The sequence below is a fragment of the Sphingobacterium sp. WOUb80 genome (assembly GCF_050058145.1).
Classification (GTDB): Bacteria; Bacteroidota; Bacteroidia; order Sphingobacteriales; family Sphingobacteriaceae; genus Sphingobacterium.
Genome location: NZ_CP165617.1, coordinates 795,086 through 814,325, shown reverse-complemented (window position 1 = coordinate 814,325; position 19,240 = coordinate 795,086). Strand labels below are relative to the sequence as shown.

Here is a 19,240-nt window from a genome sequence, read left to right as displayed (position 1 = left end):
TTTGTTATTTACAAAACTGAAATAACAAATATTAGGCGTTTTTCAGGTGGATATTCAACTTTGAGACCCTGTGCTGCTTTTAAGAACTTTATAAAAATTATAAGTATTATGCGTATTATTTTCATGGGTACTCCCGATTTTGCTATAGCTTCACTTGAGGCGCTTATCCAGTCAGGTGAACAGGTTGTCGCTGTTGTTACCGTGCCGGACAAACCTGCAGGACGTGGACAAAAAATACATGAATCGGCTGTCAAAATATTTGCGGCACAGCATAACATCCCAGTTCTACAACCAGTAAAACTTCGCGATGAAGCATTTTTGAATGAACTCAGGAGTTTCCAGGCAGACCTTCAAGTTGTGGTGGCCTTCCGCATGCTTCCTGAAATGGTCTGGAATATGCCTAAATTTGGAACAATCAATGTCCATGCTTCGCTTCTGCCACAATACCGAGGTGCTGCGCCAATAAATCATGCGATCATCAATGGAGAGAAGGAATCTGGCGTAACGACATTTTTGCTACAACACGAAATTGATACCGGAAATATCCTATTGTCGAAAAAAGTTACCATCAAAGAAACGGACAATGCAGGTGATCTTCACGATAAACTTATGGTCGCAGGGGCTGAAACTCTTCTTCAGACCATCCAGCAACTGAAAGCAGGAACCTTGCAGCCTAAACCTCAGGATGACCTTATAGCAGCGACCTCACTCAAACATGCGCCAAAGATTTTTAAGGAAGATTGTAAAATAAACTGGAATCAGCCCACGGCGCAGGTCTATAACTTCATTCGTGGTTTAAGTCCTTATCCTGCGGCATTTACGCTCTTAAATGAGAAGGTACTAAAAATCTATCGCACAGAAAAAGAACTTGTCAATACACCTACAATACCGGGAACCATAGAAACTGACAAGAAAAGTTTCTTAAAAATTGCGGCACAAGACGGCTATATTGTTATTTCTGACCTTCAGTTAGAAGGCAAGAAAAAAATGAACGTAGTGGACTTTTTAAAAGGCTATCGATTTTAGCCTTTTTCATCCCCCCCGTCATAATATTGTAGCAGGTCACCGGGCTGACAGTCCAGTGCTTTGCATATCGCTTCAAGCGTATCTAATCGCAATGCCTTCGCCTTTTGATTCTTGATGATTGAAAGATTGGAAAGGGTAATTCCGACGTTGTCACTCAATTGGTTAAGCGACATCTTTTTCTCTTTCATTATTTTATCCAAGTGAATTAAGATTGGCATAGTATAATTTTTATTCTTTTAAATTTATTAATGTCACTAGTAAAACAAAACATACATCTTTTTGTTTTATCATAAAATTATCATTTTAAAATAAATTTGAGGAATGCATACTGCACAATAAATCAGCTACCGCCGAGTTAAATTGTCAAGAATCAGAAAAAAAATTAAACCCTTTAGCTCTTTAGCAGTCAAACAGTTGAATATTATAAACGATAAATTGAAAGAAAAAAAACATTAAAATGGAATAGTTTTTGATAGTAAAAAATTGAAACTCATAAAAACCTAACTCATTAGATATGAGTGGTTAGATAATCAATTTTCCATTAATAATTCAAAAATTTTTCGTATTTTCGCAAACATTTCTTAGAGAGGAGAATTAATAAAAATTAATGAGACAGCTCAAAATTACACAATCTATCACCAATCGTGAGTCACAGTCTTTGGACAAATACTTACACGAAATTGGTAAAGTAGACTTAATTACAGCAGAAGAAGAAGTAGAATTAGCACAGCGCATCCGTGAAGGTGATCAAGTTGCCTTGGAAAAATTGACTAAAACCAACCTTCGTTTCGTAGTATCAGTAGCAAAACAATATCAAAATCAAGGTTTGACCTTAGGTGATTTAATCAATGAAGGTAACCTCGGCTTAATTAAAGCAGCTAAACGTTTTGACGAAACAAAGGGTTTTAAATTTATTTCTTATGCCGTTTGGTGGATTCGCCAATCTATTCTTCAAGCAATTGCTGAACAATCACGTATCGTGCGTCTGCCATTGAACCAAGTTGGTTCATTGAGCAAAATCAGTAAAGCTTTCTCAAAACTAGAACAGGAATACGAACGAGAACCATCTCCAGAAGAATTGGCGGATATTCTAGAAACTACGGTAGACAAAGTTTCAGATACCCTAAGTAACTCTGGTCGCCATGTATCCATGGATGCTCCTTTTGTTCAAGGTGAAGAAAACACACTTTTGGACGTATTGGAGAACCATGATCCCGATACAGACAGTTCTTTGATTGATGAATCTCTATCGGAAGAAATCAAACGATCATTGGCAACATTAACAGAAAGAGAACGCGAAATTATTGTTCTTTTCTTTGGCTTAGGTTCCAATCACCAATTGTCGTTAGAGGAAATCGGAGAGAAATTCAATTTGACACGTGAGCGTGTTCGTCAGATCAAGGACAAAGCTCTTCAACGTTTGAGACACACTTCAAGAAGCAAAATCTTAAAATCCTATTTGGGTTAACAAGAGATACTTATTAAAATTTTTGGCAATCCCAATCAGAAATGATTGGGATTTTTTTTATCCTTTCTATTTGGTATCCTTGGAATCCGGCATTAAAATAAATTCAAAAAGTCGATCTTTTTTCAAATATTTTCCAGCAACGTCCTGCACAGACTTCGATGTTACCTTCTTCAGGTTATCAATCCTTCGCGTATACCGGCTAAGATCAAGATCATTCTGATAAGAACTTGATATATAATTCAGCCAATAGCCATTTTCACGAAGATTCAGTTCATTTTGTCTTTGCTGTTCCGCCAGAAATTTCTCGACATCTCCTTTTTCGGGCCCCTGCTCCTGAATTTTTTTCACTTCATCCAATGCCGAGGCAATCAGTGCATCAGCCTTATCAACAGCCGATCCAAAACCTATTGAAAAAGCATAACGCGCCTTTGGCAACTTACTGAAACTCGCACGGGCACCTACTCCGTAAACACCGCCTTCTTTTTCTCGAAGTCTTTCAAGTAGCTTAATCGTCAAAACACTTTCCAAGGCTTCCATATTAACATTCTCCGTTTCACTATAATTATAGTCCCCGTAATAGGCTAATTGTGTGCTCGCCTTTTCTTCCTTCCCTTTATGGACAACAACGCGTTCGCCTTTACTTGGTTCCAGAATATTTAAATCTTTGTAATTCTCTCCCCGTTTAAGTACAGGTAGGGACGCAAGATAGGTTTCAATAAATGGCTTAATCTGATTTTCATCGAAAGATCCAACAATTGTAAACACAAAATCTGATGCATCAGCAAATCGTTCCTTGTAAATGGTCAAAGCCCGCTCTCGATCGATTTTACTGATTGTTTCTACCGTCGGATTTTGCCTGCGCACATTATTGCCATAAAGCACTTCTTTCACTTTATCAGAAAATACGTTATTCGGATTGCTTAGCCTATTTTCCAAAGATCCTTTTGCTCGGGTCATGGTACTCTGGAAAATATCCTGATCCAATCGAGGTTCGGTAAAGTAACCATAAATCAATTCAAAAGCATTCTTTAGACCTTCTTTGTCCGTACTACCTGAAATACCTTCGTAACGTTCGGATATGTATGGAGAGATTGAAACATCTTTTCCTGCGAGATACTTCGTAAGCTCTACATTGTTCATTTGTCCAACGCCGCTTGCATCAATCAAAGATGACGCATTGGAAGCAGAGAAATAGTCGGCATCGCTATAGAGCGATGTTCCTCCGGGACTATAGGCCACAATCTGGATCTCGTCATTTTTAAAATCTGTTGGTTTCAGGATCACTTTAATACCATTGCTCAACGTCAGTTCTTTTGCCTGAACTGTTCCTATATCTTTTGAGGACAAAATTGTACCTTTGACCGGTTCTTTCGAAAGCAACGGAAGATTGGACACTTTATCTTCATAAGCCGATACAGGGCTTTCCTCGACAGCCTTTATCCAGCCCATTACGGCAGCTTCAGTAGGTAAATTTGCTTTTTCCTTTTCTGGCCCCATTACCAATACGTCGCGATTTAGATCCGTATAGTATTTTTTCACCAATCCGTTCAGCTCCGACAATTGCAGGGTTGGCAGCAGCTGTTTGGTCAGACGGTAAGCGTTCTCATTACTCAAAGCAGGCTCATCATCAATAAAATAATTCAGATAGCGGTTGACATAGCTATCAGATTTCTTTTTATCCCTTTCAATATATGACATCTCATTGCCTTTTTTCATATCAGCAATGGCACGGTCAAGCTCTGTTTGTGTAAAACCATATTTCTGAATACGCTCAAATTCGGTCAACATCGCTTTAAACCCCGACTCCAGTTCCCCTGGCTTAGGTACCACCAACAATGAAAATGTATTCAGATTAGCTACAAAATCACTGATACTTCCGCCCGCCTGCATGAAAGGAGGATTGGGCTGTTGCATTAGTTCGGAGAAACGTCCCGCGATCATCTGATTGAAAACACTTTTTAACAGCTCGTTTCGGTAATCTCCTACAGTGGTAACCTTCTCTTTCTCGCTTTTGATTAGAATCTGCATCACAGTATAGGGCAATTCGGGATCTGAAATGGCCAAAAATTGATTTTTGTTTAACAGATCCACACGATATTTTTTACGGTCCAAGGGTTTCTTTGGCATCGTCATATCTGCAAACAAAACTTTCACCTTTTCTTCCATCTCTTTTGGATCAATATCCCCAACGATAATTAATGCTTGTAAATCCGGGCGGTACCAATCTTGATGGAATTTACGTATTTCTGTATAAGGGAATGTTTTCAGGATCTGTTCAGTCCCTATTGGCAAACGTTTGGAATAAAGGGAACCGTTAAGCAACATTGGAAAGTATTGATCCTGTAAACGCTGCTGCACTCCTCTTCCACCGCGTTTTTCTTCCAGGATAACACCGCGCTCCTTATCAATTTCTTCCCCATCCAACAAAGCATCTTGTGCCCAATCGCGCATCACCTGCAAGCCATTTTTTAAAAGTTCAGGATCGTCAGAAGGAATGGGAAGCTGATAAACCGTTTGGTCAAAACTTGTGTAGGCGTTGAGGTCTGAACCAAATCGAACACCGGCTTTCTGCAAGTAGTTCACCAATTCATTTTTTGGAAAATGCTTTAAGCCATTGAAGTTCATATGCTCTAAAAAATGGGCCAAACCGAGTTGTTTTTCATTTTCCAGAATTGAACCGGCCTTCATACCCAAATACATGGTAACACGACCTTTAGGCTCGCTATTTTTGCGAATAAAGTATGTAAATCCATTTTTCAGCTTACCTGTAATGACTTCATTGTCGAAGGGTAATTTTTGATTTAGAGCTAAACTATCCTGAGATAGGATCGCTCGCGCTTCCGCAGTTAGCGTTGTTGGCATTTTGGCTTCTGCGCTATAAAATGTTGCAGGCAACAGAAAGGCTAATGCTAGTGGTTTAATGAATTTCATACAAAAAAATCTCTTTTTCTAAGTCAGTTATCGTTGCTAATCTAATTGTTTTATATTAGGGTGAACGGAACAGGAGATCAATTGTCCCGATAAATAGTAAAATACAGATCAATCCTATTTTCATTATCCAAACTGGAATAACGCACCTTTATCAAGGTGCCTCCAGCCGGCGATCTGTAAAAATTCCTTCTAAAAATACAGAATATCTTTCGAAAAGAACAACAGTTAATTGTAATTTTGTTGCAAATGGATTTTGAAAACTGGATGGTTATAAAAAAGGAATTCGAGCAATTCTTGAAGTTCGAAAGAGGCTTAAGCGTCAATTCTATTGATGCTTATTTAAATGACGTATCCAAATTTCAGATCTACTGCGAAGACAATCATTTGGCATTAAATACCGTAACGAGAAAAAACATCCAGGATTTTCTGGTCTGGTTGCAAGAATTCAATGTTTCACCTTATACACAATCCAGGCTCATATCTGGTTTGAAGACCTTTTTTAGTTTTCTGATCATCGAGCACGACTTTGTCAACAATCCGACGGACCTGCTTCAAGCTCCCCGTCTGGCGCGCAAGCTCCCCAGCGTTTTGAGTGTACAAGAGATCGATCAATTGATTTCGGCAATCGATCTTTCTTCGCCCGAGGGTGAACGCAACAAAACAATCATCGAAATATTATACGGCTGTGGTCTTCGTGTTTCCGAACTGGTCACGCTTAAAATATCAAACCTATTTTTGGATGTGGAGTTTATCAAAGTTGAGGGCAAGGGAAGTAAAGAACGTCTTATTCCCATTGGCCAGCAGGCTATCAAACACTTGCGCATTTATTTGGAATCGGTGAGACCGCATATCAAGGTTAAAGCAGGAAACGAAGATATTGTATTCCTCAATCGAAGAGGTGCTGCGTTGTCAAGGGTGATGATATTCTTGATCATTAAGGAACTTGCCCAAAAGATAGGCTTACAAAAAACCATTAGTCCGCATACCTTTAGACACAGTTTTGCTTCCCATTTGGTGGAAGGTGGAGCCGACTTAAGAGCCGTCCAGGATATGCTTGGCCACGAAAGCATTACAACGACCGAAATATACACACATATCGATACCGATTATCTTCACGCGATTATCACGCAATATCATCCCCGTTCTTAAAGAGCGACTCGGTCTTGCCAAATTACCCTATCGTACAAGGTTTAAAGCGCGATCGCAGGCTCAATTCATACCGCTAAACATCAAGCGTTGGATCGCATTTTTCCTCCTTGGACATCCGGATAAGGTGCGCTAAATTTTTCACCGCCCGATCGTGTTTTTTAACAAATGGATTGTTTTTATCCCAAACATACCCCGCCAATATTGCACATATACTGCGTTTAACCTCCGGATTTTCGGGCTGATGATAAAATAACTCCTGTAGATTGCCTGTGTACCATTCCTGGATATAGGTTGTAAAAACGGCAATCCCTTCTTTCATGTAATCTTCAAATTCCGACTGCCAATCAACTTGCTCGCCCCGGATTTGCCGCAACGCCAACTTAGCAGCCAATATACCGGATTCTGTTGCGAAGCACACACCAGAAGAAAAAACAGGATCCAAAAACTCCGAGCTATTACCTGTCAAGGCATAACCGGCCCCATACATCTTGCTTACTGCAGTTGAATAATTGCTCAATTTACGGGGCTCAAAAATGAAAGGAACCTCACCAAATCTTTTCACATAGTAGTCCGACAGCAGGATCGCCTTATTCAATGCCGTCGCTGTATCCTCACCCAGGTTTTCTATGAACGAAGTTGGGCCAACTATTCCAACGGAAGTATTGCCATTGGAAAAAGGAATAACCCACAACCATACTTGCGTTTCCAGGATATCAAAGGAAATCAGGCTACCTTCCTGACCCGCAGGCCGATTAACGTCATTCACGTGACTGAATATCGCAGAATGCGGACTCAGTCGGGAAGGCTGATCCAAATTTAACATACGGGGCAGTACTCTCCCGTATCCCGAACAGTCAATTAGAAAATTGGCTTCTATTTTTGTCTCGACACCTTCACGGTCCCGAACTGTGGTGATCGATCTTTCACCTTGAAATTGAACATCAGTCACTTCCGTTTCAAACGATAGATCAACACCTTTCCGAATAAGTTCATTGGCCATTTCCTGATCAAAATCAGCTCTTGGAATCTGCCATGTCCAATCCCAGCCTTCGGAAAATTTAGCTGAAAAATCAAAAATACACACTTCCTCACCACGTATAAACCTGGCCCCAAATTTCTTTTCAAACCCTTGGGCATCCAGCGCCTCAAACAGTCCAGCTTCATCAAAATGATCCATCACCCGTGGGATTAAGCTCTCCCCGACCACAATTCTCGGAAAACGGCTTTTTTCAACAACTTTTACCTTTATCCCCTGCTTCTGTAAATACCCCGCAGCCACAGAACCCGAAGGACCTGCCCCGATGATCAAAATGTCAACCTGTTCAACGTTCATTATACGCTTTGATTAAAAGAAAAAAATATTAATTTCGTGCCTGATTAATAATTGCCAAATCTATTCACAAAAAATTATATAAAAAAAACAATTTCGAGAGTTTTTCAAAATTGCTACCCCAATAAACCATGAGCTTACTCACAAACCATTTAGATTTAAAACAGTTTGTCCAAATAATCTACGGAACGGAAAAATTGGATATTGATGACGATATTTGGGAAAAAGTAGATGCTAGCCACGATTTTCTTCAAAAGTTTGCTGAAAACAAAGTCATTTATGGTGTCAATACGGGATTTGGCCCTATGGCTCAATATCGAATTAAGGAGGAAGACCGGACCAAACTCCAGTACAACCTCATCCGTAGCCATGCTTCGGGCACTGGACGGCTTTTCGATTCCTTCCAGGTAAAAAGTACAATCTTAGCTCGCTTAAATACCTTAACCCTTGGTTATTCGGGTGTCCACCGGTCCACTATTGCCCTGATGCGCGAATTGATTAACCGCGACATTAGCCCAATCATTTTTGCCCATGGCGGTGTTGGCGCGAGCGGTGATCTAGTACAGCTTGCTCATTTGGCACTCGTATTGATTGGCGAGGGAGAAGTAATTTATAAAAACCAAAGAATTGCAACAAAAGAAGCTTTTGACGCAGAAGGCCTTGAACCGATTCAGATTGTCCTTCGTGAGGGTCTAGCATTGATCAATGGAACCTCGGCGATGACAGGTATAGGTATTTTAAATTGGGATCTTGCACAAAAAGCCCTTTCTTTGTCCATTAAGGCGGCCTGCGCAATCAATGAAATCGTTCAAGCGTACGACGATCATTTCTCGGCGGCATTAAATCAAAGTAAAAAGCATGCAGGACAGCAGCATATTGCTCAAAAAATGCGAGATCATCTTGCCAGCAGCCAATTGATCAGAAAACGTGAAGACCACTTATATACTGGTGAAAATCAAGAAGACATTTTCAAAGACAAAGTACAGGAATACTATTCGATCCGTTGCGTGCCACAGATTTTGGGTCCTATCGCAGATACGATTGATAATGTAGCAACCGTACTTGAGCATGAACTAAATTCGGCCAACGATAATCCTATAATTGATCTTCAGGAACAGCATGTTTATCATGGTGGAAATTTCCACGGTGATTACATTTCACTTGAAATGGATAAACTCAAGCTTGTCATGACCAAAATGACAATGCTTGCGGAACGTCAGCTAAATTATCTACTCAATAGCAAGATCAACGAGCTATTCCCTCCTTTTGTGAATCTAGGTACCTTGGGGCTTAATTTTGGCATGCAGGGGGTTCAATTCACAGCGACCTCCACAACCGCAGAATCGCAGGCGCTAAGCACCTCGATCTATATCCATAGCATCCCCAATAACAATGATAACCAAGATATTGTCAGCATGGGCACAAATGCCGCTATGTCATGCAGCCAGATCATTGAAAATTCATTTGAAGTTCTCGCGATAGAATTTATTACATTAGCACAAGCAATCGACCATTTAGGTTGTCAGGAAAAATTAGCAAAAGAAACGCTATCTTGGTATAGCGACTTAAGGAATCTATTTCCGGTCTTTGTGGAAGATCAGGTAATGTATCCCATTATAAAGAAGGTAAAAGAATATTTGATGAATAAAAATCATGATTAAGAAGCTCACACTCGGAGGACTATTTATAATGTCCTTCACGATCATATCTGCTCAGCAACTAGCACGAGTCCAGGAAAAAGGACTTGTCGGATTTATCAAAAAAGATGGAACCTTTCAAATTGAGCCCAAATACAAAAATGCGCAGGATCAATCCGAAGGCAAAATTGCTATTTATGAAGGCGGAAAATGGGGATTTATCGATAAGAACGAACATGCTATCATTCCACCTCAATACGAAAATGCCAAATCATTCAATCAGGGAATGGCCATGGTTAAATCTATGAATGGTTGGCTCTATATCGATTCCCTAGGCCAGGAGGTTCCCGCGATTTCGAGCAAGAGAGTCTATGAGTTCAATGACGGCGTTGCATTCTTTCGTGATGCGAGCAACTTGGTCGGTCTGATCAATAGTAAGCAGGAAGTTATACTCAGTCCAACTTATGACGTGATTCGTCCATTTAAGGATGGTTATGCCCGAGTTGCAAAAAATAAAAGATGGGGTGTTATCGATAAGCTAGGAAAAGAAGTAGTCGCTCCTAATTATGACGATATCGGCGATTTTAATGCAGGATTGGTATGGGCAAAAAGACAGCATAATTGGTACCTTGTATCCAGCCAAAAAGAAATTGCAATCCCAGCTATTTCAAAAATTGAAAGAATAGAAAACCCAGATTTTATCATTGTTCAACAAGGAAATAAAGTAGGATTTATGACAGCGGAGGGCAAGTGGGTGATAAGTCCAAGCTATGATGATGCCCGCGATTTTCAGCAAGGTTTAGCGCCTGTAAAAAAAAATGGCAAATGGGGCTTCATTGATACGACTGGTAAAATGCTTATCCCTGCTACTTATCAAGATGCACTTTCTTTTTCTCCCGAAGGTCTCGCTGCGGTAAAAAACGGTAAATGGGGATTTATAGATAAAGATGCCAAAGTCATCATCCCTTTTCAATATGAGATTACAGCGGCATTAACTTTTAAGAAGCAAGAGAAAGGATTTATCGATGGATTAGCCCGTGTTAAACTTAATGGCAAATGGGGATTCATTGATACCAAAGGAAATCTGTTGGGAAACAAGTGGTTTGATAATGCGGAATTATTTCAAAATTAATAAACATATTGCAGGATGAAATGTGCTTTAGTTACAGGTGGGTCTCGGGGAATCGGCAGAGCAATTTGTCTTAAACTAGCCCAGGACCTGGGTTATCACGTATTGATCAATTTTCAGCAGAATGAATCGGCTGCATTGGAAACGCTCACAGCGATAGAATCTTTTGGTGGGAGCGGTTCGCTACTCAAGTTCGATGTAGCCGATAAAACAGCGGTAGAAAATGTCCTTTCCCAATGGGAAACGAATCATCCTGATGCTAAGCTTGAAGTCATCGTTAACAATGCTGGCATCGCTAAAGATGGTTTGTTTATGTGGATGCCGGCAGAAGACTGGTCTACAGTAATCAATACAACGGTCAATGGCTTTTATCATGTGACACAATTTTTTATTCAGAAACTTCTCCGCCAGCGTTATGGCCGTATCATCAATATGATTTCGGTATCGGGCGTAAAAGGTACGGCAGGCCAAACCAACTATTCCGCGGCTAAAGCGGCTTTACTAGGGGCAACCAAGGCACTGGCACAGGAAGTCGCTAAACGAAATATTACGGTCAATGCTGTAGCGCCAGGATTTATCCATAGCGACATGACTGCTAATATGGATGAAAAAGAGCTAAAAAAAGTAATTCCGGCCAATAGATTTGGTGAGCCGGAAGAGGTTGCTGATCTGGTTAGCTTTTTAGCTTCTCCTAAAGCGGGCTATATCACGGGAGAAGTAATTAACATAAATGGAGGAATTTATTCGTAAATCTATGGAGCAAAGAGTAGTGATCACGGGGATGGGAATTTATTCCTGTTTGGGAACGTCATTGGATGAAGTAAAAGATTCTCTCCAGCAGGGAAAATCGGGTATCATCTTTGATAACGAGCGAAAACTCTTCGGTTTCCGTTCGGCACTAACTGGAGCTGTCCCACATCCAAATTTAAAAAATGAACTGAATCGCCGTCAGCGGATGTCTATTGGCGAAGAAACTGAATACGCCTATTTGGCTACGATGGAGGCCTTAAAAAATGCCGCTATCGACGACACTTATCTCGATACACATGAGATTGGCATTCTCTATGGAAACGATTCAGTATCTAAGGCTATCATTGATGCTGTCGATATTGTACGGGAAAAAAAAGATACCAGTCTGATAGGTTCCGGAGCAATTTTTAAATCGATGAATTCTACGGTGACCATGAATCTGTCCACCATTTTCCGATTAAAGGGCATCAACATGACAATATCGGCGGCCTGTGCCTCCGGCTCACATTCCTTGGGATTAGGTTTTAATTTGATCAAAAGCGGCATGCAGGACATGATCATCTGTGGCGGTGCACAAGAAATAAACAAATATGCCATGGCCAGCTTCGATGGCTTAGGCGTATTTGGAAACGATGCTTTACCAGCAACAGAGGTATCCCGCCCTTTCGACAAAGACCGGTCCGGCTTAGTACCTTCGGGTGGTGCAGCAACCTTGATTATTGAAAGCTATGAATCTGCCCTGCGCAGAGGTGCGCCTATTCTGGCAGAAATACTCGGTTATGGTTTTTCATCGAATGGTGGTCATATCTCTACACCAAATGTAGAAGGGCCTGCCCTAGCCATGGAACGTGCCATTAAACAGGCTGGAATTAAACCCTCCGATATTGCCTACATCAACGCACATGCCACATCCACCCCTGTCGGTGATGCCAATGAAGCACAGGCTATTCTACAGGTATTTGGTGAAACACAACCTTTTGTCAGTTCTACAAAATCAATGACAGGTCATGAATGCTGGATGGCTGGCGCCAGCGAAATTATCTATTCCAATCTCATGATGTTACATGGTTTTATAGCTCCAAACATTAATTTTGAAAATCCAGACGAACATTCGGCCAAATTAAATATTGTTAAGCAGACAGTATTTAAAGAATTTGACCTATATTTGTCCAATTCTTTTGGCTTCGGAGGAACTAACTCAGCCTTAGTCATAAAAAAGATTAACGATTAACTTATAAAAATGATTTCTGAAAAGATTAACGAAATACTTGTTGATGAGTTTGAGGTGGATGTTGATTTAATCCAGCCGAATCTAAATTTGAAAGATACATTAAATTTAGATAGTTTGGATTATGTCGATCTTGTCGTTATCATTGAGTCTAATTTTGGTGTTAAATTAGTAGAGGCTGATTTTACAAACATCCAAACCTTCCAGGACTTCTATGACCTCATCAAGCGAAAAACTAGTGAAAACTAAGTCAATGTTTGCCCATGAGTCAGTGGAAAGGACAATCCAAAGGTAGTGTTTTAGGATATCGGATTTTTGTCTTCTGTATTCAAAGGTTGGGAATCCGTACGGCCTACCTACTCTTAGTATTTGTCGCTTTCTACTATTTTCTAACAGCATGGAATAGCAATCGATCGCTCTATTTTTACCTAAGGCACCGATTAAAATATCCACTTCTATCCACAATCGTTGGATTCTACCGCAGTTATTTTACTTTCGGTAAAATCCTCATTGATAAAACAGCCATATCAGCGGGGCTCCGTAATAAGTTCAGTTATGAATTTGATGGGATTGAAATTTTAAAATCCGCCTTAGAGAAAAAAAATGGTGGCATCCTGTTATCCGCACATATCGGCAACTTTGAAATCGCCTCTTATTTCCTTGAGGACATCAATATAGAAAATCAGATTAATCTGGTCATTTCCGACCGGGAACATCAAGCCATCAAATCTTACCTTTCAAAAGTCGCCCGAAAATCTGCAGTAAAATTTATAGTAATTCAAGAAGACCTTTCCCATGTATTCGCTATTAATGAAGCGTTGACAAACAATGAATTGATAGTCTTTACAGGTGACCGTTATTTAGAAGGCAGCAAAACACTTTCCGCAGATTTACTCGGAAAAAATACGGAATTTCCGGCAGGTCCATTCTTAATCGCTTCCAGGCTTAAGGTTCCTGTTGTATTCGTCTATGTCATGAAAGAGCCTAAGCTTCATTATCATTTATATGCACGGGAAGTGGAAGTCAAACATCGTGATGCACAGGCACTCCTACATCAGTATTGCCAATCATTATCCTATATGATAAAAAAACACCCGCTTCAATGGTTTAATTTCTACGATTTCTGGAAAGATTATTCCGAAGAGAACCAAAGATAGTCCAGCACTTTATTTATCTCATGGAACAAAAAAAGAATGCATATTAACATATTCTTATACACATCGTGACCGCTATTTTTTTCCAGCAGTTATTTTTATCATTCAAGGGATTAACCGCAGCAAACAGGCATTTTTACAAATTGACTTTATGCTTCGAACACCATGAAAAGCAATTTTGAGTAGTCCAAAACCTATGATTTCGTCTTTAAATTAGTACCTTTGATACAACTTTTTTATACAAATGACAGCTAGCCCGTTCCCAATCGTTGATAAATTATTTTTACAGGAATTGTTACCTCACCGTGCTCCTATGGTCATGATTGATTGCCTGTATGATTTTAACGAAAAGACCGTAGCAGCGGGCTTAACTGTTCGAGAAGATAATATTTTTGTGGAAGACGATATTTTGTTAGAAGCAGGTATCATTGAGCATATGGCTCAATCTATTGCTTTACACACAGGCTATAGCTTTTATATTCAGCAAAAAACGTCCCCCATTGGTTATCTCGGCACAATAAAAAGTATTTCAATAAACTCCTTCCCCCGCGTAGGTGACAAATTACTGACCAAAGCAACAATTCTACAAGAATTTATGGGAGTCACACTCGTTTCTATTGAAACTTTCGCGGGAGACGAGCAAATCGCTCAGGCGGAAATTAAAAGTGTAATAGCTTCTTAATGATTATGGCAAAAAATAAACGAACTGAACAAGTTAATCAAATTACTTGGACTAGTCCTTTACGCATACGTTTTAATGAAGTTGATTCGCTGGGAATAGTATGGCATGGCCATTATATCAGCTATTTTGAAGATGGCAGAGAATCTTTCGGAATTCAGCACAGAATGACCTATCTGGACATTCACCGGAGTGGTTATACTACACCGATCGTGAAAAGTACATGTGAGCACAAATTACCATTAAAATATGGTGAAAATGCACGAATTGAAACATCATTAATAGATACCAAAGCCGCGAAGATCATTTATCAGTATCGGATATTAAACGAGAGCAATCAAGTTGTCTGCCTAGGCGAAACAATCCAGGTCTTTTTAGACGCTTCGGGAAGTTTACAATTATATATACCTGAGTTTTTTCAGCGGTGGAAAGACACACTTAATTTTGTCAGCCAATGAAAAAGGTGTATTTAGGAGCTTATAACTGTGTGTCCCCTATCGGCAATAATCTCACGGAAACCTGGAATGCGCTCGTTAAGGGCAAATCAGGCGCTAAACAAGTAACCATTACTGGTATGGAAGCTGACATATGCGCTGCTCTTGTTGGAGAAGACGAACTCAACGGCTACTTCAACAAACTTTTACGGGAGGAGAACTTATACACAAGTACTGGATTTACAAAACTGGAGAAATTGATGATAGCGGCATTGATACCCGTTATCAAAACTGCTACCATAACGCAGGAGACCACATTTATTGTCTCGACAACCAAGGGCAATATCGCGTATTGCGAACCTGAAGAAAAAGGTTCTACAGCGGCAAGCCTCCCTGCTTTAGCACAAAAAATAGGAGATTTCTTTGGCTTTAAGCGCCCGCCTATCATTATCAGTAATGCATGTGTGTCGGGTCTGCAGGCAATATCGACAGCCAAACGACTTATCCAAATGAATTATTGTACAGATGCCGTGATTGTGGCGGGGGATTTGGTCAGTGAATTTGTCCTTTCGGGATTTAAGTCTTTTCAGGCGCTCAGTGACAGGGCCTGTATACCTTATGACGAGGCCAGACAAGGCTTAAATCTAGGAGAAGCTGCTGCTGCAATTCATGTAACTGGCCAGCAATTGCAAAACCACCCGTTTTCTATAGCCGGTGAAGCCTCCATCAACGACGCCAATCATATTTCGGGCCCATCCCGCACAGGCGAAGGGTTGAAACGGAGCATCGTATCTGCCTTGGCCGAAGCGAAATTAGAACCGAACTCCATTGATTTTATCTGTGCACATGGAACAGCGACAATTTACAATGACGAAATGGAAGCAATAGCAATTCATCGTTCTGGATTAGCCGATAAACCTATCCATAGCTTAAAAGGTTACTTTGGTCATACGTTGGGTGCTGCCGGATTATTGGAGAGTATTATTTCCCTAGAATGCTTAAGGCATAATTTACTCCTCCCGAGTCTAGGTTATCAAAAACAAGGTACCTCATTGCCTTTAGCCGTTATCAAAACGCTATCGGAACAGCCTCTTAAGCGCTGCTTAAAAACTGCATCGGGATTTGCTGGAACAAATACAGCCGTACTATTTGAAAGGGAACTATACTAGCCATGGAACAGCTCTATCAGATCAGCAGGCATTGCCGCATGGATACGCAAGGCGTATATCGCAACGGTGAACAGATTTCAGTAGAGGCATCCCCAGATTTTGCCTCCTTTTCAAAATCACTATACTATTCACTGGGAACCAGTTATCCGAAGTTTTTCAAGATGGATAACCTGAGCAAATTAGCTTGGTTAGGGGCCGAATTGCTACTAAAAGACGAACAGACAACTAATATTGCGATTGTTTTATCCAATCGCCACAGCAGTTTAGACACCGATTTAAAACATTTGGCGACCATCTCGGACAACGAGCAGTACTACCCCAGCCCAGCGATTTTCGTCTATACGCTTCCAAATGTATGCATCGGTGAAATTGCTATTCGGCATAACCTGCAAACAGAGAATATCTTTTTTGTCTCAGAGCAATTTGACAGTCAACTTGCAGTAAACTACAGCAATTACCTTTTAAATACCAAACGCGCAGAAAAAGTGTTATGTGGCTGGGTGGATTATCTGCAAGAAAACTACAAATTGGTTTTGTATCTTGTGGAAAAAACAGGCATTTTAGCACATAATTTAGATGTCGTAAGACAATTAACACGATAAAGAATGGAAGAATTGAAAGCGGAATTAAAAACGAAAATAATTGAAGCCCTTAACTTAGAAGAAGTGACTGTCGATGAAATTGAGGACCAGGCGCCATTGTTTGGAGACGGTTTAGGACTAGACTCGATTGATGCTTTGGAGTTAACTGTTTTATTGGACAAAGATTACGGGATCAAAGTAACCGATCCGAAAATTGGAAAAACTATTTTTCAATCCATTGAAACATTGGCTACCTATATTTCAGAAAATAGAACCAAATAACACATGAGAAATGCTGTTGCTGTTACTGGCATGGGAATGATAACCGCTATTGGAGATGATGTCGCGCAAAACTACCATTCATTGCTCCAGAAGCAGCATGGCATCAAAACACTTCAACATATTTCAGGAAAGCATCAACATCAGACACTTGTTGGTGAAGTTGCCTGGACAGATGCAGAGCTGATTGAAAAATTAGGTCCAGAAGTTCCAAAAAACAGTTCCCGAACGAGCTTACTTGCAGCGATCGCAGCGCGAGAAGCCTTGTCACAAGCTGGTATCACTGTGGCCGAGAATATGCCAATTATCCTGGGGACCTCCGTTGGCGGAATGGATATTTTTGAGCAACATTTCCCCTATTTGCTACAGGATAGCCAGCTGATACAACGACGTGATGTTGGCGATTCCAGTAGGGTATTGGCTCAATTACTAGGCAGCAATAGCCTGGTAACCTCCATCAGCACGGCCTGCTCTTCTGCAGCCAATGCAATCGCGTTTGGTGCACGGCTTATACTTTCCGGTCGGGCAGATCGGGTTTTGGTCGGTGGTTCGGATGCATTATCCAGATTCACGATCAATGGATTTGACAGCCTAATGCTGCTGTCCAACGAACTGAACCGCCCATTTGACGCCAACAGAAATGGGCTAAATCTGGGCGAAGGTGCTGGTTTTTTAGTCTTAGAATCAACCGAATCATTAAAAAAGACTGCAAAGCCGATCTTAGGTTATCTCAGCGGTTTCTCGAATGCCAATGATGCTTTCCATCAAACCTCAACTTCGGAGCATGGTGAAGGGGCTTATCTTGCTATGAAACAAGCCTTAGCGAGTGCAGCATTAACACCGCGGGCCATTGATTACATCAATGCACATGGCACAGCAACGGAGAACAATGACCGAACCGAAGCAACAGCGATCCTTCACCTATTCAAAGACCAAATACCGCCATTTAGTTCTACCAAAGCCTATACCGGGCATACCTTAGGCGCATCAGCCGGTATCGAAGCTATCTATGCATTACTGGCCCTGCAGCAGCAGCTTGCATTTGCAAATCTAAGATTTGAAAATACCATGGATCAGCCTGCTTTGAAACCGATTGCTGATCATCAACCGACAGCCATCCGGCATGTACTTAGCAACTCCTTTGGATTCGGTGGCAATTGTTCAACCTTAATTTTTTCGCATGAACAAAGTTTATATTAATGCGGCAAGTATATGCGTTGCTACGCCGAATCAACAGGATGCAACCGGCAGCTGGCTCAAGGTTGATTTGCCCAAAATAACGAACAAGCTCCTATCCCCTAATGCGACAAGACGCATGTCCAAAGCTGTTAAAATGGGAATTTTCTGCAGCCTTGAAGCTGTAAATCATTTGGACGCAGCAACGCTTGACGGTATACTCGTTGGCAGCAGCAAAGGCTGCCTCATAGACTCCGATAAATTTTTGCAATCCATTGTTGAACAACAGGAAGAATTTTTATCACCTACCCCATTTATACAATCAACCCACAATACTGTTGCCGGCCAGATTGCGTTGTTGATCAAAAACCGAGGTTATAATATGACCTACTCTCAGGGACGAATTTCCTTTGAATCCGCCGTGCTGGACGCTTACATCCAGCTTAAGATGAACGAACGAAATACGCTATTGGTTGGCGCGGTTGATGAGCTCTCAGACATCAGTATAAAAATCAGTTCAGCCCTCGATGAAGCAGCAAGTCAATACAAAACAACTGGTAGCTCACAATCAGAGGGCGCAGGTTTCTTCGTTTTTTCCAATCTGCAGGACCAACATACGCGCGCTGAACTAACTGACATTTCAATTTATCCAGCCACAACAAAACTTTCATCGGAAGATCAGGTATTAGCATTTCTTAAAAAAAATGATTTATCGGCTGAACAAATCGACGCAATTGTGTATGGTTCCGAAAACACGGAAAATCCATTCGATACGAGTTGGACGAACTTTAATAAGACCACTAAAATAAACTATCAATTACTGGTTTGCCGCTTTGACACAGATGTCGTATTTGCATTGGATCTGGCTTTAAAATTATTGCACCATCAAACCTTAGTTCCAAAAAGCAGTCCAACTGAAAATGGCAGTAGAAGCTATCAAAAGATACTGATTTGTAATTTTGGAGAACAAAACAGTTTAATGCTGTTATCGGGATGCTAAATTTTAAAAACACAACATACGGATGTCTTATTCTTTTTCTAATGGCGGTGTTCATAGGAAGGGAATACCAATTATACTACCCGTTTGTCCTAGTGCTCATTCTTTATTTAGGGATACTGT

19 protein-coding genes are annotated in these 19,240 nt (G+C 40.7%); 16 read left to right on the top strand and 3 right to left on the bottom strand.

Annotated elements, in window-relative coordinates:
• Positions 1 to 108 precede the first annotated feature (108 nt).
• Entirely contained in the window at positions 109 to 1,026 is a 918-nt protein-coding gene (gene fmt / locus AB1Z56_RS03175; protein ID WP_426791057.1) for a methionyl-tRNA formyltransferase, read from the top strand.
• On the opposite strand, the gene AB1Z56_RS03170 is transcribed toward fmt, so the two are convergent.
• Positions 1,023 to 1,244 (bottom strand): helix-turn-helix domain-containing protein, encoded by a 222-nt coding sequence (locus AB1Z56_RS03170; RefSeq protein WP_046675813.1) that lies wholly within the window; start codon positions 1,242 to 1,244, stop codon positions 1,023 to 1,025. The genes fmt and AB1Z56_RS03170 overlap by 4 nt on opposite strands.
• Positions 1,245 to 1,633: 389 nt before the next feature.
• Here AB1Z56_RS03170 and AB1Z56_RS03165 point away from each other — a divergent pair, with 389 nt between their 5' ends.
• On the top strand, positions 1,634 to 2,494 hold the full coding sequence (locus tag AB1Z56_RS03165) for a sigma-70 family RNA polymerase sigma factor (RefSeq protein ID WP_028068906.1): 861 nt from the start codon (positions 1,634 to 1,636) through the stop codon (positions 2,492 to 2,494).
• A 66-nt stretch (positions 2,495 to 2,560) separates the two neighbouring features.
• Here AB1Z56_RS03165 and AB1Z56_RS03160 read toward each other — a convergent pair whose 3' ends face one another.
• Positions 2,561 to 5,425 (bottom strand): M16 family metallopeptidase, encoded by a 2,865-nt coding sequence (locus AB1Z56_RS03160; RefSeq protein WP_309361559.1) that lies wholly within the window; start codon positions 5,423 to 5,425, stop codon positions 2,561 to 2,563.
• Positions 5,426 to 5,671: 246 nt separating this feature from the next.
• Here AB1Z56_RS03160 and xerD point away from each other — a divergent pair, with 246 nt between their 5' ends.
• Positions 5,672 to 6,574 carry a site-specific tyrosine recombinase XerD gene (xerD, locus tag AB1Z56_RS03155; RefSeq protein ID WP_426791056.1) on the top strand — a complete coding sequence of 301 codons (903 nt, stop codon included), beginning with the start codon at positions 5,672 to 5,674 and terminating at the stop codon, positions 6,572 to 6,574.
• 73 nt (positions 6,575 to 6,647) lie between these two features.
• Here the strand turns inward: xerD and AB1Z56_RS03150 are convergent, their stop codons facing one another.
• The gene (locus tag AB1Z56_RS03150; RefSeq protein ID WP_426791055.1) at positions 6,648 to 7,907 is read right to left on the bottom strand and encodes an NAD(P)/FAD-dependent oxidoreductase; all 1,260 of its coding nucleotides are present in this window, start codon (positions 7,905 to 7,907) and stop codon (positions 6,648 to 6,650) included.
• 128 nt (positions 7,908 to 8,035) lie between these two features.
• Here AB1Z56_RS03150 and AB1Z56_RS03145 point away from each other — a divergent pair, with 128 nt between their 5' ends.
• The 13 genes from AB1Z56_RS03145 to AB1Z56_RS03085 all read left to right on the top strand — a co-directional run bounded on the left by AB1Z56_RS03145 (position 8,036) and on the right by AB1Z56_RS03085 (position 19,120).
• A complete protein-coding gene (locus AB1Z56_RS03145) occupies positions 8,036 to 9,565 on the top strand; it encodes an HAL/PAL/TAL family ammonia-lyase (protein ID WP_313265902.1) in 1,530 nt (509 codons plus the stop codon).
• Complete coding sequence (locus tag AB1Z56_RS03140) at positions 9,558 to 10,673, top strand: WG repeat-containing protein (RefSeq protein WP_426791054.1); 1,116 nt, start codon at positions 9,558 to 9,560, stop codon at positions 10,671 to 10,673. Before AB1Z56_RS03145 ends, AB1Z56_RS03140 begins: the two co-directional genes overlap by 8 nt.
• A 15-nt stretch (positions 10,674 to 10,688) precedes the next feature.
• The gene (gene fabG, locus AB1Z56_RS03135) at positions 10,689 to 11,420 is read left to right on the top strand and encodes a 3-oxoacyl-ACP reductase FabG (protein ID WP_426791053.1); all 732 of its coding nucleotides are present in this window, start codon (positions 10,689 to 10,691) and stop codon (positions 11,418 to 11,420) included.
• 4 nt (positions 11,421 to 11,424) lie between these two features.
• Positions 11,425 to 12,651 (top strand): beta-ketoacyl-[acyl-carrier-protein] synthase family protein, encoded by a 1,227-nt coding sequence (locus tag AB1Z56_RS03130; protein WP_309361571.1) that lies wholly within the window; start codon positions 11,425 to 11,427, stop codon positions 12,649 to 12,651.
• Positions 12,652 to 12,660: 9 nt separating this feature from the next.
• Entirely contained in the window at positions 12,661 to 12,897 is a 237-nt protein-coding gene (locus AB1Z56_RS03125; RefSeq protein WP_309361573.1) for an acyl carrier protein, read from the top strand.
• 14 nt (positions 12,898 to 12,911) lie between these two features.
• A complete protein-coding gene (locus tag AB1Z56_RS03120; protein WP_426791052.1) occupies positions 12,912 to 13,805 on the top strand; it encodes a hypothetical protein in 894 nt (297 codons plus the stop codon).
• A gap of 241 nt (positions 13,806 to 14,046) precedes the next feature.
• Positions 14,047 to 14,484 (top strand): hypothetical protein, encoded by a 438-nt coding sequence (locus AB1Z56_RS03115; RefSeq protein WP_426791051.1) that lies wholly within the window; start codon positions 14,047 to 14,049, stop codon positions 14,482 to 14,484.
• Positions 14,485 to 14,489: 5 nt separating this feature from the next.
• Positions 14,490 to 14,939 (top strand): acyl-CoA thioesterase, encoded by a 450-nt coding sequence (locus AB1Z56_RS03110; RefSeq protein WP_426791050.1) that lies wholly within the window; start codon positions 14,490 to 14,492, stop codon positions 14,937 to 14,939.
• A complete protein-coding gene (locus AB1Z56_RS03105; protein ID WP_426791049.1) occupies positions 14,936 to 16,084 on the top strand; it encodes a beta-ketoacyl-[acyl-carrier-protein] synthase family protein in 1,149 nt (382 codons plus the stop codon). The genes AB1Z56_RS03110 and AB1Z56_RS03105 overlap by 4 nt, the downstream gene beginning before the upstream one ends.
• A gap of 2 nt (positions 16,085 to 16,086) precedes the next feature.
• Positions 16,087 to 16,686, top strand: coding sequence for a hypothetical protein (locus AB1Z56_RS03100; RefSeq protein WP_309361584.1), 600 nt, complete (start codon positions 16,087 to 16,089; stop codon positions 16,684 to 16,686).
• A gap of 3 nt (positions 16,687 to 16,689) precedes the next feature.
• Positions 16,690 to 16,947, top strand: a complete 258-nt coding sequence (locus AB1Z56_RS03095; protein ID WP_309361586.1) for a phosphopantetheine-binding protein — start codon at positions 16,690 to 16,692, stop codon at positions 16,945 to 16,947.
• A gap of 3 nt (positions 16,948 to 16,950) precedes the next feature.
• Complete coding sequence (locus AB1Z56_RS03090) at positions 16,951 to 18,144, top strand: beta-ketoacyl-[acyl-carrier-protein] synthase family protein (RefSeq protein WP_309361588.1); 1,194 nt, start codon at positions 16,951 to 16,953, stop codon at positions 18,142 to 18,144.
• Positions 18,125 to 19,120: a beta-ketoacyl synthase chain length factor gene (locus AB1Z56_RS03085; protein WP_309361590.1), complete on the top strand. Its 996-nt coding sequence runs from the start codon at positions 18,125 to 18,127 to the stop codon at positions 19,118 to 19,120. Before AB1Z56_RS03090 ends, AB1Z56_RS03085 begins: the two co-directional genes overlap by 20 nt.
• The last annotated feature ends 120 nt before the right edge of the window (positions 19,121 to 19,240 follow it).

Coding starts and splice junctions, on each gene's coding strand:
- AB1Z56_RS03090 (WP_309361588.1), top strand. CDS start 16,951: ATGAGAAATGCTGTTGCTGTTACTGGCATGGGAATGATAACCGCTATT.
- AB1Z56_RS03130 (WP_309361571.1), top strand. CDS start 11,425: ATGGAGCAAAGAGTAGTGATCACGGGGATGGGAATTTATTCCTGTTTG.
- AB1Z56_RS03160 (WP_309361559.1), bottom strand. CDS start 5,425: ATGAAATTCATTAAACCACTAGCATTAGCCTTTCTGTTGCCTGCAACA.
- xerD (WP_426791056.1), top strand. CDS start 5,672: ATGGATTTTGAAAACTGGATGGTTATAAAAAAGGAATTCGAGCAATTC.
- AB1Z56_RS03125 (WP_309361573.1), top strand. CDS start 12,661: ATGATTTCTGAAAAGATTAACGAAATACTTGTTGATGAGTTTGAGGTG.
- AB1Z56_RS03165 (WP_028068906.1), top strand. CDS start 1,634: ATGAGACAGCTCAAAATTACACAATCTATCACCAATCGTGAGTCACAG.
- AB1Z56_RS03100 (WP_309361584.1), top strand. CDS start 16,087: ATGGAACAGCTCTATCAGATCAGCAGGCATTGCCGCATGGATACGCAA.
- AB1Z56_RS03170 (WP_046675813.1), bottom strand. CDS start 1,244: ATGCCAATCTTAATTCACTTGGATAAAATAATGAAAGAGAAAAAGATG.
- AB1Z56_RS03115 (WP_426791051.1), top strand. CDS start 14,047: ATGACAGCTAGCCCGTTCCCAATCGTTGATAAATTATTTTTACAGGAA.
- AB1Z56_RS03110 (WP_426791050.1), top strand. CDS start 14,490: ATGGCAAAAAATAAACGAACTGAACAAGTTAATCAAATTACTTGGACT.
- AB1Z56_RS03095 (WP_309361586.1), top strand. CDS start 16,690: ATGGAAGAATTGAAAGCGGAATTAAAAACGAAAATAATTGAAGCCCTT.
- AB1Z56_RS03120 (WP_426791052.1), top strand. CDS start 12,912: ATGAGTCAGTGGAAAGGACAATCCAAAGGTAGTGTTTTAGGATATCGG.
- AB1Z56_RS03150 (WP_426791055.1), bottom strand. CDS start 7,907: ATGAACGTTGAACAGGTTGACATTTTGATCATCGGGGCAGGTCCTTCG.
- AB1Z56_RS03140 (WP_426791054.1), top strand. CDS start 9,558: ATGATTAAGAAGCTCACACTCGGAGGACTATTTATAATGTCCTTCACG.
- fmt (WP_426791057.1), top strand. CDS start 109: ATGCGTATTATTTTCATGGGTACTCCCGATTTTGCTATAGCTTCACTT.
- AB1Z56_RS03145 (WP_313265902.1), top strand. CDS start 8,036: ATGAGCTTACTCACAAACCATTTAGATTTAAAACAGTTTGTCCAAATA.
- AB1Z56_RS03105 (WP_426791049.1), top strand. CDS start 14,936: ATGAAAAAGGTGTATTTAGGAGCTTATAACTGTGTGTCCCCTATCGGC.
- AB1Z56_RS03085 (WP_309361590.1), top strand. CDS start 18,125: ATGAACAAAGTTTATATTAATGCGGCAAGTATATGCGTTGCTACGCCG.
- fabG (WP_426791053.1), top strand. CDS start 10,689: ATGAAATGTGCTTTAGTTACAGGTGGGTCTCGGGGAATCGGCAGAGCA.